Source organism: Streptomyces sp. cg40 (genome assembly GCF_050320165.1).
GTDB lineage: Bacteria > Actinomycetota > Actinomycetes > Streptomycetales > Streptomycetaceae > Streptomyces > Streptomyces hokutonensis.
On record NZ_CP190128.1, the window covers coordinates 5036780 to 5051931 of the forward strand.

A 15152-nucleotide genomic window follows, 5' to 3' on the forward strand; every position below is an offset into this window, starting at 1 on the left:
TCCAGGTTGGGAGGTTAAGAACGGCCTTGACCGAACCTCAACACTTTTTGCCAATGCCATGACAATGTTGTGATTCTCCTTGACGTTTCCTGTGTACGTTTTGTGCCGGGGGAGCGAACATCACCGCCGCACGCCGTCGCCGGCGTCCTGACCCGTCGTCCGGCGAGCCGTTTACTGGCGCGGATGGTCGCAGATCTCGTGTCTGCACTGTCCGTCGTGCGAAGGAGTTGTTCCGTGCTGGCGTCATCCACCCGAAGACTGGCGCTGTTCCCGGTGCTCGGCGCACTGCTGCTGTCGGCTCTGGCCGTTCCGACCGCTGCGCTCGCCGACGGCGAACCCGCCGACACCGCCGACCCGTTGCTCGCCGCACAGGCCCAGGCGGTCGCCGACGGCACCTCCGTACCGGTCGACGCGCTGACCAGCCAGACGGACACGGTGGCGGCCAATCCGGACGGTTCGTTCACGACGACCTCGGCCGTCCTGCCGGTCCGCGTGCGTCAGGACGGCGCCTGGGTTCCGGTGGACGCCACGCTCACCGCCAGCGCCGATGGCACCTACTCCCCCAGGGCCACACCCAGCGGCGTACGCCTGTCCGGTGGCGGCACCGGCCCGCTGGCCACGCTCACCGACCCCGCCGGGCACAGCATGAGCCTGACCATGCCCTTCGCCCTGCCCGCCCCGCAGGTCAGCGGTTACACAGCGCTCTACGCGTCCGTGCTGCCCGGAGTCGACCTGTCGGTGTCGGTCACGGACCAGGGCGGCTTCAGCGACGTGCTGATCGTCCACGACGCACAGGCGGCGGCCGACCCACGGGTCCGCCGGCTCGCGGTGTCCACGGACACCGACGGCCTGGATCTGTCCGCCACCGGGGCGGGGGGCATGACGGCGACCGCACCCGACGGCTCGGTGTCGTACACGAGCCCGCCGCCGCTGATGTGGGATTCCAGCACGACAGCCGGCACGACGACGGCGCACTCGGCCGGCGTCGTCGAGCCCGCCTCCTTCGCACGGGCCGCCGACGACGAACCGATCGCCCCCGCCGTCGCCTCGTCGTCAGCCGGCCCCGGCTCGGGCGCCCAGGTCGGCCAGGTCCCGATGACCACCACCTCCAGCAGCCTCACGCTGACACCCGACACCTCGGTGCTGAACGGCCCGGACACGCACTACCCGGTCTACATCGACCCCTTCGAGAACCCGGTGACCAGCAAGTCCGGCGCCTTCGACGAGGTGTACTCCAGCTCGGCCTGCTCCGACGCCCCGCAGTACAACAAGCCGCAGACCAACGGCGAGGGTGTCGGCTACCAGCAGTGGGGCGGCGCCTGCGGGAACGGTCTCGAACGGTCGTACTACGCAATCAACACCTCCGGCCTCGACCCGTCCATGAAGGTCATCAAGGCCGAGGTGAACGTCAGCACCAAGTACGCGGCCAGCGTCGACTGCTCCCACAACCAGCCCATCACCCTGCACACCACGGGCACGATCAACGAGAACACCGACTGGAACCACCAGCCCGGAACTCTCGACGACAACGGCTACCCGGCGGTGAAGACGACCGTGCCGAGCGGGGAGAACGGCAACAGCAGTTGCAGCAACAGCACCGCTTCCTTCCGCGTCGACACCCAGGCCCAGAAGATCGCCGACGGCAACAAGGGCATCTGGACGATCGGCCTGTTCGGCAACGAGTCCAAAACCAGTTCCAATCTCGACTACCTGCGGATGTCCCAGACGCTCGCCCTGACCACCAACTTCGACATCCCCCCGGACATCCCCACCAAGGTGCACACCACACCGCCGCCGCTGGGCGCGGACGGCGACTGCGTCACCGGCAGTGCGGCCGGCTGGATCGGCGCGACGACGTACAGCGGCGCGGGCAGCAACATCCAGTTGCACTCCACCGTCACCACTCACATCTCCGGCGAGCACGCCGAAGCTCACTACCACGTCTGGGACCGCTCCGACCTCGACGCCGACGGAAACGCCGCGGACAAGGGCACGCCGGACAGCGGCATGGTCGCCTCGGGTGCGGACGCGGACGCGCCGATCGGCTTCACCCTCAAGGACGGTCACGGGTACGGCTGGGACGTCTACGCCCAGGACAACTCCTCGATCAAGATGACATCGCCGATCAGCGACCACTGCTGGTTCAACACCGACTTCACGCCGCCACAGACACCGACGATCGCCGACAACCCGCACTTCCCGCCGGTCGGCAGCGGAACCGGCGACACCTACGCGGGCAGCGACGTCCACGCGGACTTCGCCGTCTCCGCGGCCGACAACACCCCGGCCGACACCTGCGCCCCGGCCGCCTGCCAGGCCAGCGGCATCGACCACTTCCTGTGGCAGCTCGACAGCCAGCCCACCATCGCCACCGGCCAGCCCGCCAAGGTGACGTCCACCAGCGGCGCCACCGCGTCCGGCACCGTCACGATCAAGGTCACCAACTGGGGCGTGCACACCCTGTACGTCGGCGCGGTCGACCGGGCCGGCAACCTCTCCCAGAATCCGGTGAGTTACACCTTCACCGCACCATGGGACCCGAAGACCAAGATCGCACCCGGGGACATCACCGGCGACGGCAGCCCCGACCTGCTCGCCACCACGAGCAGCGGTGACTTGGAGCTGGTCCCCGGTGACAGCGACCCCGCCCAGGCACCCGCAGCGGTGCAGGACGGCCCCGTCGGCAGCAATCCGCCCGCGATCACAGGCCCGGTGATCGTCTCAACGCCGAAGGGTGCGCCCACCGGCACGTGGAGCGACTACCTGATCGCCCACCGCGGCAATCTGCACGGTGAGACGCACGACGACCTGTTCGCGTACAACACCAAGACCCAGCAGTTGTACGTGGTGAAGAACGACCTCGATCCGAAGGAGGACGGCGCCTTCCCGAGCACCCCCTACTCCACCTTCCCCGGCTTTGTCGGCCGCCGCTACGACGTCGTCACCAAGGACGACTGCGAGGCCACCGACACGGTCCCCGCCGACCGCTGCGCGAACGCGGGCTATGACCCGACAGAGCCCTGGGACATATCCCAACTGGTCGTCGACGGAGACGTGTACGGCAACGCCGACCATCCCGCTGTGCTCACGGTGGAGGGTGGCAAGCTCTGGCTCTACCAGTCGTACGGCGTCAACCACCTGGGCCACCCACTGCTGCTGGGCGACGGCGACTGGTCCGGCCTGACGCTGATCGCCCCCGGCCGGGTGGGTGGCACCTTCTCGGTCGACGGTGCCGGCAACGGCAAGGTCACCGGCGGCACGCCCACTCTGTGGGCCCGCGACGACGTCTCGGGCACCGTCTACACGTTCCCGATCGACGTGGACGGCGGCACTCTCCTGCCCAAGCTGCTGCACGCCCCGGTGCGCACCCCGCTCGTCTCAGCCGTGAAGACGTCCGCCGACGGCACAGTCTGCCTCGACGACGCGGGCGGACACACCGCCGACCACACCAAGATCCAGATCTACACCTGCAACAGCAGCGCCACCCAACAGTGGGTCCTGCACGACGATGGCTCACTGCGCGTCCTGGGCAAGTGCCTCGACGCCACCGACGGCGGCACGGACAACGGCACCCTGCTCCAGCTCTACACATGCGACGGCGCAGGGTCCCAGAAATGGACCGCGGGCGCCTCCGGCAGCCTCGTCAACCCGCAGTCCGGCAAGTGCGTGGACAATCCGGGCGCGGCCACGACCAACGGCACCCAGGTCCGCCTGTACACCTGCAACGCCTCCGCCGCCCAGAACTGGACAAGCAGCGCCGCCGCGGGTTGGAACACCCACCCCGCCACGGCCCTCTCCGTGGTCCTGCGCAAGCGTGACTTCCCGACCGTCGCCTCCCCCGGCGACGTCAACAGCGCCACCGGAGGCCCCGACGGCAAGCCCGACCTCTACGCCACGGACACCGCGGGCCAGCTGACCGAATTCCCGGGCGCCACCCCGTCGGGCACGACCGCCACCTTCGCCGACCCCGCATCACTCGGCACCGTCACCGACACGGCCACCCACCGCTGGAACCTCGCCGACGGTACGGGCACGACCGCGGCCGACCCGACGGGCAACGCGCCCGCCGTGCTGGCCGGCGGTGCCACCTGGACCTCCGACACCGACCGGGGCACTGTCCTGAACCTCAACGGCAGCACCTCGTACGGAGCGACCACCGCGACCGGCGTGAACACCGCCGGCAGCTTCACCGTCTCGGCCTGGGTGAGGCTGAACTCCCTGTCCAGCACGAACTCGACGTTCGTGTCGCAGTCCGACGACCCGGCCGTCGGCGCGGCCAACGGCTTCCAGCTCTACTACTCCTCCGCCAGTCAGGTCTGGGCTTTCGGCCGCCACGACGACGACAGCACCAGCACCGCCTTCACCGCGGCCTACGGCGCGAAGGCCGCGGCCGCGAAATGGACCCACCTCGTCGGTGTCTACGACGCCGTCGCCGGCCAGTTGCTCCTGTACGTGAACGGCCACCTGTCCGCCACCAAGACCTACACCGGCACCGACTGGAACGCCGTGGGCCCCGTCCAGTTCGGCCGCCGCCTCTTCCAGGGCACCTACGGCGAGTACGCGAACGGCCGCCTCAGCGACGTCCGCCTCTACCCGACGGCACTGCCCCCGGCGGACGCGACGGCACCCGGCAACAGCGTGGTCGTCTCACAAATCGGGTGAGGCATGAGGCACCGATGAGCTGCAGTCGTACCTCCTGTTGGGCAGAAGACGACACTCCGCCCGGACACGGGCCTCGCCCTTGGGCGCGGCCCCCCACAGGGGAAGCGAGCAGCAGGCTGACCGCGTAATCATCGGGGTGCCACAACAATCGCCCTCGCGTGCACGTCCGCTTATGCGGTTGACCAGGGGCCGATCTGCACGGTGGCCGCACGCTCGGCCACCAAGTGGCCACCACGCCGCTCCGAGCAGATCGAGGCAGATCAGCAGCAGGGGACAAAAGACCAGTTCACGGGCTGACAAAACGAAATCACGACTGGCTGCCAATCTCGGACCTACGCATAGCGATGCGTAGCCCGCAGGTGCCCGATCAGCCTGATTCCAAGGTCAACCAAAACAAGAAACCCCAGGTCAGAGTCCTGACCCGGGGTTTTCCATGGAGCCCCCTGTCGGATTCGAACCGACGACCTACGCATTACAAGTGCGTTGCTCTGGCCAACTGAGCTAAGGAGGCCTGCACGGGTGCGAGACGTGTACGAGACGTGCGCGATCACGTGCCTGGTGCAGTGTACCCAGGTCCCCGCCGCGCCCTGTCGAAAATTTCCGCGAAGTTCACATGCCCTCGGGTACTGACAGACCGGGCAAACGCCAGGTACCGTCCGTACCCAGTTCACTCGCGTGGACTACACCACCACCTTCCTACAACGGATCGTCCGGCACGTTCCTGCCGGTAGAAGGGGGCCTTCACCATGGCCACTGTTTCGTTCGACAAGGCGACCCGGATCTACCCGGGCACCGAGAAGCCCGCCGTCGATGGTCTGGAGATCGAGGTCGGGGACGGCGAGTTCCTCGTCCTCGTCGGTCCGTCCGGCTGTGGCAAGTCCACCTCGCTCCGCATGCTCGCGGGGCTCGAGGACGTCAACGCCGGCGCCATCCGCATCGGTGACCGCGACGTCACGCACCTGCCGCCGAAGGACCGGGACATCGCCATGGTGTTCCAGAACTACGCGCTGTACCCGCACATGACGGTCGCCGACAACATGGGCTTCGCGCTCAAGATCGCCGGCGTCAACAAGGCCGAGATCCGCCAGAAGGTCGAGGACGCGGCGAAGATCCTCGACCTCACCGAGTACCTCGGCCGCAAGCCGAAGGCGCTCTCCGGCGGTCAGCGCCAGCGTGTCGCGATGGGCCGCGCGATCGTCCGCGAGCCCCAGGTCTTCCTCATGGACGAGCCGCTGTCGAACCTCGACGCCAAGCTCCGTGTCTCGACCCGTACGCAGATCGCCTCGCTCCAGCGCCGTCTCGGCATCACCACCGTCTACGTCACCCACGACCAGGTCGAGGCCATGACGATGGGCGACCGGGTGGCCGTACTCAAGGACGGTCTGCTCCAGCAGGTCGACTCCCCCAGGAACATGTACGACCGGCCCGCGAACCTCTTCGTCGCCGGCTTCATCGGCTCCCCGGCCATGAACCTGGTCGAGGTCCCGATCACCGACGGCGGTGTGAAGTTCGGCAACTCGGTCGTCCCCGTCAACCGCGAGGCGCTCAAGGCCGCCACCGACAAGGGTGACCGTACGGTCACCGTCGGCGTCCGCCCCGAGCACTTCGACATCGACGAGCACAACGGCGACGCCGCGAAGTCCCTCACCAAGGACACCGAGGACGCCCCCGCCGGTCTCGCGGTCACCGTGAACGTCGTGGAGGAGCTGGGCGCCGACGGCTTCGTCTACGGCAGCGCCAAGGTCGGCGACGACCTGAAGGACCTGGTCGTGCGCGTCAGCGGCCGTTCGGTGCCGGACAAGGGCGCCACCCTGCACGTGGTGCCGCGTCCGGGCGAGCTGCACGTCTTCTCGACCTCCACGGGCGAGCGCCTCACCGACTGATCACACGGTCACGGGAAGGGCCCCGCGGTGATCCGCGGGGCCCTTCCCGTTTCCGGTCCGCTCCGGTCCGCTCCGGTTTACATCGGCCGACCGATATGACAAATACCCCGGCAGACCCGTCATTTCGAGCAGTGTTCGTCAACGCCCTACCCAATTCGAGGCACCAATCCATCCCCCGAATTGGTGACTAAATGTCGCCAAATCATTACCGGGCGCTACCCTCACACGCGTGAAGCACTCCAATAACCAACAGCCGCGACGCGGCCGGGGCCCCGCCCGCCGGGTCGGCCGCACCCTCGCCCTCGTCCTGCCCGTCATGATGGTGCTCTCCGGGACCCTCGCGGTCACCCGGGTCAACTGGACGGGAAGCCCCTCCAGTTCGACGCTCACCGCGACGGAGGTCACGGCGGCCGGAGCCTCCTCGCGGGCCGCCGCACGCGCCCCGCAGGACGTCCTGCGCGACCAGCTCATGACGGAGCTCCAGGACAAGAACCCGGGCGTCGTCCTGACCCACCTCCAGGAGGCGGTGAACGGCCACCCGTCGCTCGCCACGCACTGCACCTCCATCGCCCGCGCACTGGGCCGCGCAGCGGTCCGTATCTACGGCGCCGCACGCGCCCAGTCCTACGCCCGCCCCGTGTGCGACACCGCGTTCGCCTCCGGGGTCATGGCCGCGCACAGCTGACCGGAGCCGGCGCCCGGAGTAGGAGGTCGGTAACGGCTGATTAAGGAACGGTTGCAGCCGAAAGATGCGGTGGGGCCGCCACGTACAGTTCGGGTCATGACCGATCCGAACGCCGCGTCGCGCCCCACCCAAGCCGTGATCCTGGCCGGTGGCCAGGGGTCCCGGCTGCGCCCCTACACCGACGACCGGCCCAAGCCGATGGTCGAGATCCCGGGCACGGGGACGCCGATCATCGGCCATCAGCTCGTCTGGCTCGCCGAGGAGGGCGTGACCGACGTCGTCGTCAGCTGCGGGCACCTCGCCGAGGTGTTGCAGGACTGGCTGAAAACAGCCGATCTGCCCGTGAACGTGACCACGGTCGTCGAGACCGAGCCCCTGGGCCGCGGCGGCGGCCTCAAGTACGCCGCCGCGCGTCTGCCCCGCCCGGACAGCCCCTGGTACGCCACCAACGGCGACATCTGGACCCGCTTCTCGCTCCGCGACATGGCGGACTTCCACACCGAGCGCGACGCCGTCGCCACGATCGCGCTGGCCCGGCCGCGGATCCCCTGGGGGGCCGTACAGACGGACGACTTCGGGCGCGTGACCGACTTCATCGAGTCACCGCCCACGCAGTACGCGATCAATGCGGGGGTGTACGTCTTCTCGCCCGAGTTCGCGGGGTTGCTGCCGGAGCGGGGGGATCATGAGCGGACGACGTTTCCGCACCTCGCGCGTGAGCTGCGGTTGGCCGGGTTCCCGATTCCGCAGGGGGCGTACTGGCGGGCCATCGATACTGCCAAAGATCTGCGAGAAGCCGCGAAAGAGCTTGCTGCGCTTGGTCGTTGAGTGCGGGTCGGTGGGGGCTGAGCGCGCAGTTCCCCGCGCCCCTAAAAACCAAAAAACCAAAGACCGAAGGGGCCCGCACTTTTCAGTGCGGGCCCCTTCGTCATACGTACCGGAGTCTCAGCCGGTGGACGGCGACTGTGTCAACAAGCCCCCCACCGGCCCAGCTACCCCAACAGGCCGCCCACCAGGCCCGGCTGGCCGGAGGAGGACGAACCCCCGGTGCTGGAGCCGCCGCTTGAGCCGGTGCCGCCACTCGTGCCGCCGCCCGACGTGGGGCCGGAGGTCGTGCTGGGGGCCTGGCCGGCCGGGGAGGACTGCTGGGGCTGGGTGCGGCCCGCGGTGCCCTGGGTCTGGCTGGGGGTGCCGCCGGTGGCCGTACCGGTGGAGGAGTGGGTCGCGCCCGGGCTCGTCGCGGCGTGCGACGGGCTGGCCGAAGCGGCCTTCCGGGAGGGCGAGTTGGCCGCCGAGGGGCTGCTGCTACGGCTCTTGGTCGGTTCCCCGGGGAGCGGGGCGCCGGGCAGTTCGTTGCGCGGGGCCTCGCCGGGGCCGGGGACGACCACGCGGCTGGAGTCGCGCACCGCGCCGCCGAGGAGCGAGCCGATGAGCAGGGTGAGGCCGATCGCGACCGCCGTGACCAGGGCGCCGCGGCGCAGGACGTAGCGGCGCAGTTCCCAGATGTCGGCGCGGGGTCCCAGGCGCCGCCAGGCGCTGCCCGCGAGGCGGCCGTCGACGGAGTAGACGGGGGCGCCGGCGATGATCAGCGGGGACCAGGCGGCGAGGTAGATGATGTCGGGGGCGTCGTAGGCGGGAACGGTCTTCCAGCTGACGGTGACGATGAGCGCTGCGGAGAGCAGCGCGCCGCCGACCGCCGCGACCCGCTGCCAGAGGCCGAGGATCGTCAGGACGCCCACGATGACCTGGGCGAAGGCGATGACTAGTCCGGAGCCGACGGGGTGCTGGAGGGCGAACTGCCGCAGTGGCTCGGCGACTTCCCAGGGGTGCAGGGTGTTGAGCCACTTCACCATGGAGCCGCGTTTGCCGCCGTCGAAGTAGACGGGGTCGCAGAGCTTGCCCATGCCGGCGTAGATGGAGATGAAGCCGAGGAAGATGCGCAGCGGGAGCAGGACGACGCCGAGGTTCATCCGGCGGCCCGGGTAATAGGCGTGCCGTACCGGGTCGTTGGGGTGCCGCCCGGTGCGCCGCTCGCGCTCGCCGTCCGCCTCGAAGTCCTCGAACTCCCCGTCCGCGTAGGCGGGTTCGTCGTAGGCGCTGCCCACGGTCCGCATCTGCGGCAGGAGCCGGTTCTCGCCGGTGTCGTGGGCGTGGCCGCGCTGGGCGCCGACGATGGGGGTCTCGAGGGTCTGCGCGGTCAGGTCGCCGTCGTAACCGCCGTCCGCGATACGGGGGATGACCTGCGTGGCGCCCGCGTCGGCGGCCGGCTGCTCGCCGTGGCGGACGCCGCTGCCCCGCACGGCCTGGAGGAGCCGGTGGGCGCCGGTGTCGTCCGGGGCGGACCGGCCGCTCCAGACGACGGGCCTACGGCGCGCGGCACCGGCCGCGGGCATCCGGGCGGTGTCCTCGGCGGTGCTCGACTGCCGTGCGAGGCGCGGGTTTCGGGTGCGCGTCGAGGCGCCCAGCTGCACGCGGAAACTCGCATGGTTGACGATGACCTGGGCCGGATCGCTCGGCACCTTCACCATGCTCAGCGCGGGAGCGTCGTCCAATCCGGACTGGAATCCGGACGAGCGGTCCCCCGTGGGTGTGCGGGGTGTTCTGGTGTCCACACTCATCTAACCGAGTGACGTGTGTTTAGGACACTGCTTTGACTTGCCGGATGTGTCCGGACAGCGTCAAGCTCGCCCTCGACCGCCAGATTGCCCCGAGTGGGTGACCGCGCCGAACGTCCGTTCAGGAGCGCTTGCGGGCCGCCTCGTAGAGGACGACCCCGGCCGCCACACCGGCGTTGAGCGACTCCGCGCCGCCCGGCATCGGGATCCGGACCCGGAAGTCGCAGGTCTCGCCGACGAGTCGGGAGAGGCCCTTGCCCTCACTGCCGACGACGATGACCACCGGGCCCTCCAGCGCGGCCAGTTCGCCGAGTTCGGCCTCTCCGTCCGCGGCCAGACCGACGATCGCGATACCGGCCTTCTTGTACGCCTCCAGGGCGCGCGTCAGGTTCGTGGCGCGGGCGACGGGCGTACGGGCCGCCGTACCGGCCGACGTCTTCCAGGCACCGGCGGTCATGCCGGCCGCGCGGCGCTCGGGGACGAGGACGCCGTGGCCGCCGAACGCGGAGACCGAGCGGACGATCGCGCCGAGGTTGCGCGGGTCGGTCACCCCGTCGAGGGCGACGATCAGCGGGTCCTCGCCCTTGTCGTAGGCCGCGTTGGCGAGGTCCTCGGCGTGCGCGTACTCGTACGGCGGGACCTGGAGGACCAGGCCCTGGTGGTTGAGGCCGTTGGTCATGCGGTCCAGCTCGGGGCGCGGGGCCTCCATGAGGTGGACGCCACCGCGCTCGGCGACCAGCTGGAGCGCCTCGCGCACCCGCTCGTCGTTGTCGATGAACTGCTGGACGTAGAGCGTGACCGCCGGGACGCCCTCGCGCAGCGCCTCCACGACCGGGTTGCGGCCCACGACCATCTCGGACGTGCCCTTGCCGCCGCGCCCGCGCGCGACCGGTGCCCGGCGCTGGATCTGCCTGGCCTGGGCGTTGGCGATGCGGTTCTTCTTGTGGCCCTTGCGCGCCTCGGCCGGCGGGGTCGGCCCCTTGCCTTCCAGGCCCTTGCGTCGCTGGCCGCCACTGCCGACCTGCGCGCCCTTCTTGCCGGACATGCGGCGGTTGTTGGCTGCCATGACCTACCTGTCTGTTCAGAGTCTTTTCAGAAGCGTGCGTACGTACGTCTATGCAGTGTGCCGCCCGGAGGGCCGGGCGGCACAGTCGATCTTCGTTGACCAGGGTGTGACCGGAGTGGGTTCAGCGTGGGCCGAGGGTCCAGCGGGGGCCCTGCGGGCCGTCCTCGATGACCAGGCCGGACTGGTTGAGCTGGTCGCGGATGGCGTCCGCGGTGCCCCAGTCCTTACGGCCCCGGGCGGCCTCGCGCTGGTCGAGGACCATACGGACCAGGGTGTCGACGACGCCGTGCAGGTCTTCGCCCCGGTCCGTCTCGCCCGCCCACTGCGGGTCCAGCGGGTCGAGCCCCAGGACGCCGAGCATGGCGCGCACCTCGGCGAGGCGGGCCACGGCCGCTTCCTTGTCGTCGGCGGCCAGCGCGCTGTTGCCCTGCCGGACGGTCGTGTGCACGACGGCCAGGGCCTGCGGCACGCCCAGGTCGTCGTCCATCGCCTCGGCGAACGCCGGCGGCACCTCGGCCGCGGGCTCGACGACTCCTCCGGCCTTCTCCACCACCCGCTGCACGAAGCCCTCGATCCGCGCGAACGCGGACTCCGCCTCGCGCAGGGCCTCCTCGCTGTACTCGATCATCGAGCGGTAGTGCGGGGTGCCGAGGTAGTAGCGGAGCACGATCGGCCGCCACGCCTTGACCATCTCGCTGACCAGCACGCTGTTGCCGAGCGACTTCGACATCTTCTCGCCGCTCATGGTGACCCAGGCGTTGTGCACCCAGTACTGCGCGAAGTCGTCGCCGTAGGCCTTGGCCTGGGCGATCTCGTTCTCGTGGTGCGGGAAGATCAGGTCGAGGCCGCCGCCGTGGATGTCGAAGGCGGGGCCCAGGTACTTGTGCGCCATCGCCGAGCACTCCAGGTGCCAGCCCGGCCGGCCGCGGCCCCACGGGGTCTCCCAGTCGGGCTCGCCCGGCTTGGTCGCCTTCCACATCGCGAAGTCGCGCGGGTCGCGCTTGCCGGTGATGCCCTCCTCGGAGGGCTGGCGCAGGTCGTCGATGTCCTGGTTGGAGAGCTGGAGATAGTCCGGGTACGACCGCACGTCGAAGTAGACGCTGCCGTCCGCCTCGTAGGCGTGCCCGCGCTCGATCAGCCCGCGCATCATCTCGATCATCTCGGGGACATGACCGGTCGCCCGCGGTTCGTACGTCGGCGGGAGGCAGCCGAGTGCCTGGTAGCCGTCGTTGAACGCGCGCTCGTTCTCGTAGCCGATCGCCCACCAAGGGCGGCCCTGGTCACGGGACTTGGCGATGATCTTGTCGTCGATGTCGGTGACGTTGCGGATGAACGTGACGTCGTAGCCGCGGTGTTCGAACCAGCGGCGCAGGATGTCGAAGTTCAGGCCCGAGCGGATGTGGCCGATGTGCGGGGCGGCCTGCACGGTGGCACCACACAGGTAGATCGAGACACAGCCCGCTGTGAGCGGGGTGAAGTCGCGAATCTGCCGGGTGCTGGTGTCGTACAGGCGAATGGTCACAGTACAAGGGTAGTGGGCGGTACGGGGTGCGCGGGACCGTATGTCGGGTACCGGCCGGTGGGGGCTGGGCGCGCAGTTCCCCGCGCCCCTAAAAGCAAAGGTCGGGCCAGTTAAGCGCGTTTCACCACCAGCGCCGTTGCCACCGCCATCAAGCCCTCGTCCCGCCCCGGAAAGCCCAAACCGTCCGTCGTCGCTCCCGACACCGACACGGGAGCCCCCGCCGCCTCCGACAGCAGCTTCTGCGCCTCGTCTCTCCGCTTGCCGATCTTCGGGCGCGGGCCCACCACCTGTACGGCCACGTTGCCGATGGTGAAGCCCGCCTCGCGGACAATCCTCGCCGCCTCTGTCAGCAGGGTGACGCCCGACGCGCCCGACCACTCGGGGCGGCCGGTACCGAAGTGCTGGCCCAGGTCTCCCAGCCCCGCCGCCGAGAACAGGGCGTTGCAGGCCGCATGCGCTACGACGTCCGCGTCGGAGTGGCCCGCCAGGCCCGGGCCCTCGCCCTCCCACTTCAGGCCGGCGCACCACAGCTCGCGGCCCTCCTCGAAGGCGTGGATGTCGGTGCCGATACCGACCTGGGGGAGCACGAAGGGCTGCTCAGAAGCCATCGTTCAGCCTCCTGCGGGCGAGGACCGCCTCCGCGAGGACCAGGTCCAGGGGGCGGGTGACCTTGAAGGCCTCCTCGTGGCCGGGGACGACCACGACCGTGAGGCCGAGCTGCTCGACCATGCTCGCGTCGTCGGTGACGTTGTCGGTGACCGTCTCGTGGGCGCGGACGAGTGTGGCGCGGTCGAAGCCCTGCGGTGTCTGTACGGCGCGGAGGCGGGCCCGCTCGGGGGTGGCGACCACCGGTTCCGGGTCGCCGGGGTGCGCGGCCGGCTCGACCTCCTTCACCGTGTCGGCGAGCGGCAGGGCCGGTACGACGGCGGGGGCGCCGTCCCGTACGGCCTCGATGACCGCGTCGACCGTGTCCACGGGGACGAGCGGGCGGGCCGCGTCGTGCACGAGGACGACGTCGTAGCCGGGGGGCAGCGCGTCCAGGCCGAGCTTCACGGACTCCTGGCGGGAGTCGCCGCCGGGGACGACCAGGAAGTCGGTGCGCTCGGGCAGCGCGTGCGCGTCGAGGAGGGTCTTGACCTCGGGGGCGCCGTCGGGCGGGGCCACGACGACGACCAGGGTGACGGCGCGGGAGGCGGCGAGTGCGCGGACCGCGTGGATGAGCATGGGGGTGCCGTTCAGCGCGCGTAGCGCTTTGGGGGCGCCGGGGCCGAGGCGTACGCCCCGTCCGGCGGCCGGGATCACGGCGGCGACGGAGGACTGCGCCTGCGAAGAGCGCGAATCGTCAGACATCGGTTCCTGTCAGGTTTGTGTGCTCGACCTACGTGGGTATGGCCTGAGGAGTGCCGGGCGCGACGCCTTGACCGGACCCTTCCGTGACACCGGTCGAGCCTGCTGCCCGGGCCCGGCACACCATTATCGGGGGCATGTCTCCGGCGTTCGACACAGAGTCACACGGTGTTCGACGGAGTCGCGAAGTCCGTTCCGACGGAGTCGCGAAAATCCCCCCGAACATGCCGAAGCGCCCGGCGACAGGCGGGCTGTCATCGGGCACCACGGCATTTCAGTGTGCTGAGCAGGGCGTACCAGGTGCCTGCGTCAGGACGCGAGAACCTCGTCGAGCAGGGCCTCGGCCTTGTCCTCGTTCGTGTTCTCCGCGAGCGCGAGCTCACTCACCAGGATCTGGCGAGCCTTGGCGAGCATGCGCTTCTCACCTGCGGAGAGTCCGCGCTCGCGCTCACGACGCCACAGGTCACGGACGACTTCCGCGACCTTGATGACATCGCCGGAGGCGAGCTTCTCCAGATTTGCCTTGTAACGACGCGACCAGTTCGTGGGCTCCTCGGCGTACGGAGCGCGCAGCACCTCGAAGACCCGGTCCAGCCCGTCCTGACCGACCACATCACGTACGCCGACGAACTCCGCATTGTCCGCTGGCACACGCACCGTCAGGTCACCCTGGGCGACCTTCAGCACCAAGTAGGTCTTGTCCACGCCTTTGATCTGGCGAGTTTCGATAGCCTCGATCAGCGCGGCCCCGTGATGGGGATAGACCACGGTGTCGCCAACCTTGAACGTCATGTGACAGGTACCCCTTCCGTGGCTATCCAGGGTAACACGGAAACTGCGTGTTCTGAATGGCGTTTTCGCAGGTCAGGGCATATCTCGGGGCTTGACAACAGCAACAGGAACGTGCTGCGGAGGCCGAGCGGAGGAGGGTATTCGCAGGTCGGAGCGGCTCTCCGGGCGAGGTGAAACGCGTACGTTACACACATCCGGAGGCGCCTCCAAGTGGACGAACGTCCCCAAATGTCTGGTTCCAAGTGCTCGACTTCCGCTACTCCGTTCGGTGCGCGGAGCCCGGTGCGAGGCGAATCCGGAATTGATCACCGAGAGTGGCGCGGAACGGCCGGTGATCAATTCTTCGAGGTGTCCCGCATTCTTCACGGAAAATCCGTCGACGGGCGGCTGAGCTGCTTATGTGAATGCCGGACGAGTGCCGGGCACAAGTGACCCGCGGGTCACTTGTGGCACACGGGTACCCGGTTGGGGGAGGGTCGGGTGCGGTGGCGCGGGAACGGCTCGGTAACCTAAGGCCGCTGACAGACACTTAGGGCGGCTTTATTCGGGAGTCGCCCTGCTCCGCCCACGTTCAAGGAGT

10 protein-coding genes and 1 tRNA gene are annotated in these 15152 nt (G+C 69.4%); 4 read left to right on the forward strand and 7 right to left on the reverse strand.

Annotated features, from left to right (window positions below):
* Positions 1-234 precede the first annotated feature (234 nt).
* Complete coding sequence (locus ACQHII_RS22175; protein ID WP_427920945.1) at positions 235-4662, forward strand: ricin-type beta-trefoil lectin domain protein; 4428 nt, start codon at positions 235-237, stop codon at positions 4660-4662.
* 434 nt (positions 4663-5096) lie between these two features.
* Here ACQHII_RS22175 and ACQHII_RS22180 read toward each other — a convergent pair.
* Positions 5097-5173, reverse strand: a tRNA-Thr gene (locus tag ACQHII_RS22180).
* A 235-nt stretch (positions 5174-5408) separates the two neighbouring features.
* Here ACQHII_RS22180 and ACQHII_RS22185 point away from each other — a divergent pair.
* From ACQHII_RS22185 to ACQHII_RS22195, 3 genes are all read left to right on the forward strand, one after another.
* A complete protein-coding gene (locus tag ACQHII_RS22185; protein WP_427920946.1) occupies positions 5409-6545 on the forward strand; it encodes an ABC transporter ATP-binding protein in 1137 nt (378 codons plus the stop codon).
* A gap of 229 nt (positions 6546-6774) precedes the next feature.
* On the forward strand, positions 6775-7230 hold the full coding sequence (locus tag ACQHII_RS22190; RefSeq protein WP_427920947.1) for a hypothetical protein: 456 nt from the start codon (positions 6775-6777) through the stop codon (positions 7228-7230).
* Between the two features lie 96 nt (positions 7231-7326).
* Positions 7327-8058 carry a nucleotidyltransferase family protein gene (locus tag ACQHII_RS22195; protein WP_427920948.1) on the forward strand — a complete coding sequence of 244 codons (732 nt, stop codon included), beginning with the start codon at positions 7327-7329 and terminating at the stop codon, positions 8056-8058.
* 164 nt (positions 8059-8222) lie between these two features.
* On the opposite strand, the gene ACQHII_RS22200 is transcribed toward ACQHII_RS22195, so the two are convergent.
* The 6 genes from ACQHII_RS22200 to ACQHII_RS22225 form a co-directional block, all read right to left on the reverse strand.
* Complete coding sequence (locus ACQHII_RS22200; protein WP_427920949.1) at positions 8223-9848, reverse strand: DoxX family protein; 1626 nt, start codon at positions 9846-9848, stop codon at positions 8223-8225.
* A gap of 118 nt (positions 9849-9966) precedes the next feature.
* Positions 9967-10911: a 23S rRNA (guanosine(2251)-2'-O)-methyltransferase RlmB gene (gene rlmB / locus ACQHII_RS22205; RefSeq protein ID WP_427920950.1), complete on the reverse strand. Its 945-nt coding sequence runs from the start codon at positions 10909-10911 to the stop codon at positions 9967-9969.
* A gap of 121 nt (positions 10912-11032) precedes the next feature.
* Positions 11033-12433 (reverse strand): cysteine--tRNA ligase, encoded by a 1401-nt coding sequence (gene cysS, locus ACQHII_RS22210; protein WP_427920951.1) that lies wholly within the window; start codon positions 12431-12433, stop codon positions 11033-11035.
* Between the two features lie 110 nt (positions 12434-12543).
* Complete coding sequence (gene ispF, locus ACQHII_RS22215; RefSeq protein WP_026179106.1) at positions 12544-13041, reverse strand: 2-C-methyl-D-erythritol 2,4-cyclodiphosphate synthase; 498 nt, start codon at positions 13039-13041, stop codon at positions 12544-12546.
* Entirely contained in the window at positions 13031-13783 is a 753-nt protein-coding gene (gene ispD, locus ACQHII_RS22220) for a 2-C-methyl-D-erythritol 4-phosphate cytidylyltransferase (protein WP_427920952.1), read from the reverse strand. The genes ispF and ispD overlap by 11 nt, the downstream gene beginning before the upstream one ends.
* Before the next feature lie 306 nt (positions 13784-14089).
* A complete protein-coding gene (locus ACQHII_RS22225) occupies positions 14090-14572 on the reverse strand; it encodes a CarD family transcriptional regulator (protein WP_003953493.1) in 483 nt (160 codons plus the stop codon).
* Between the last annotated feature and the right edge of the window lie 580 nt (positions 14573-15152).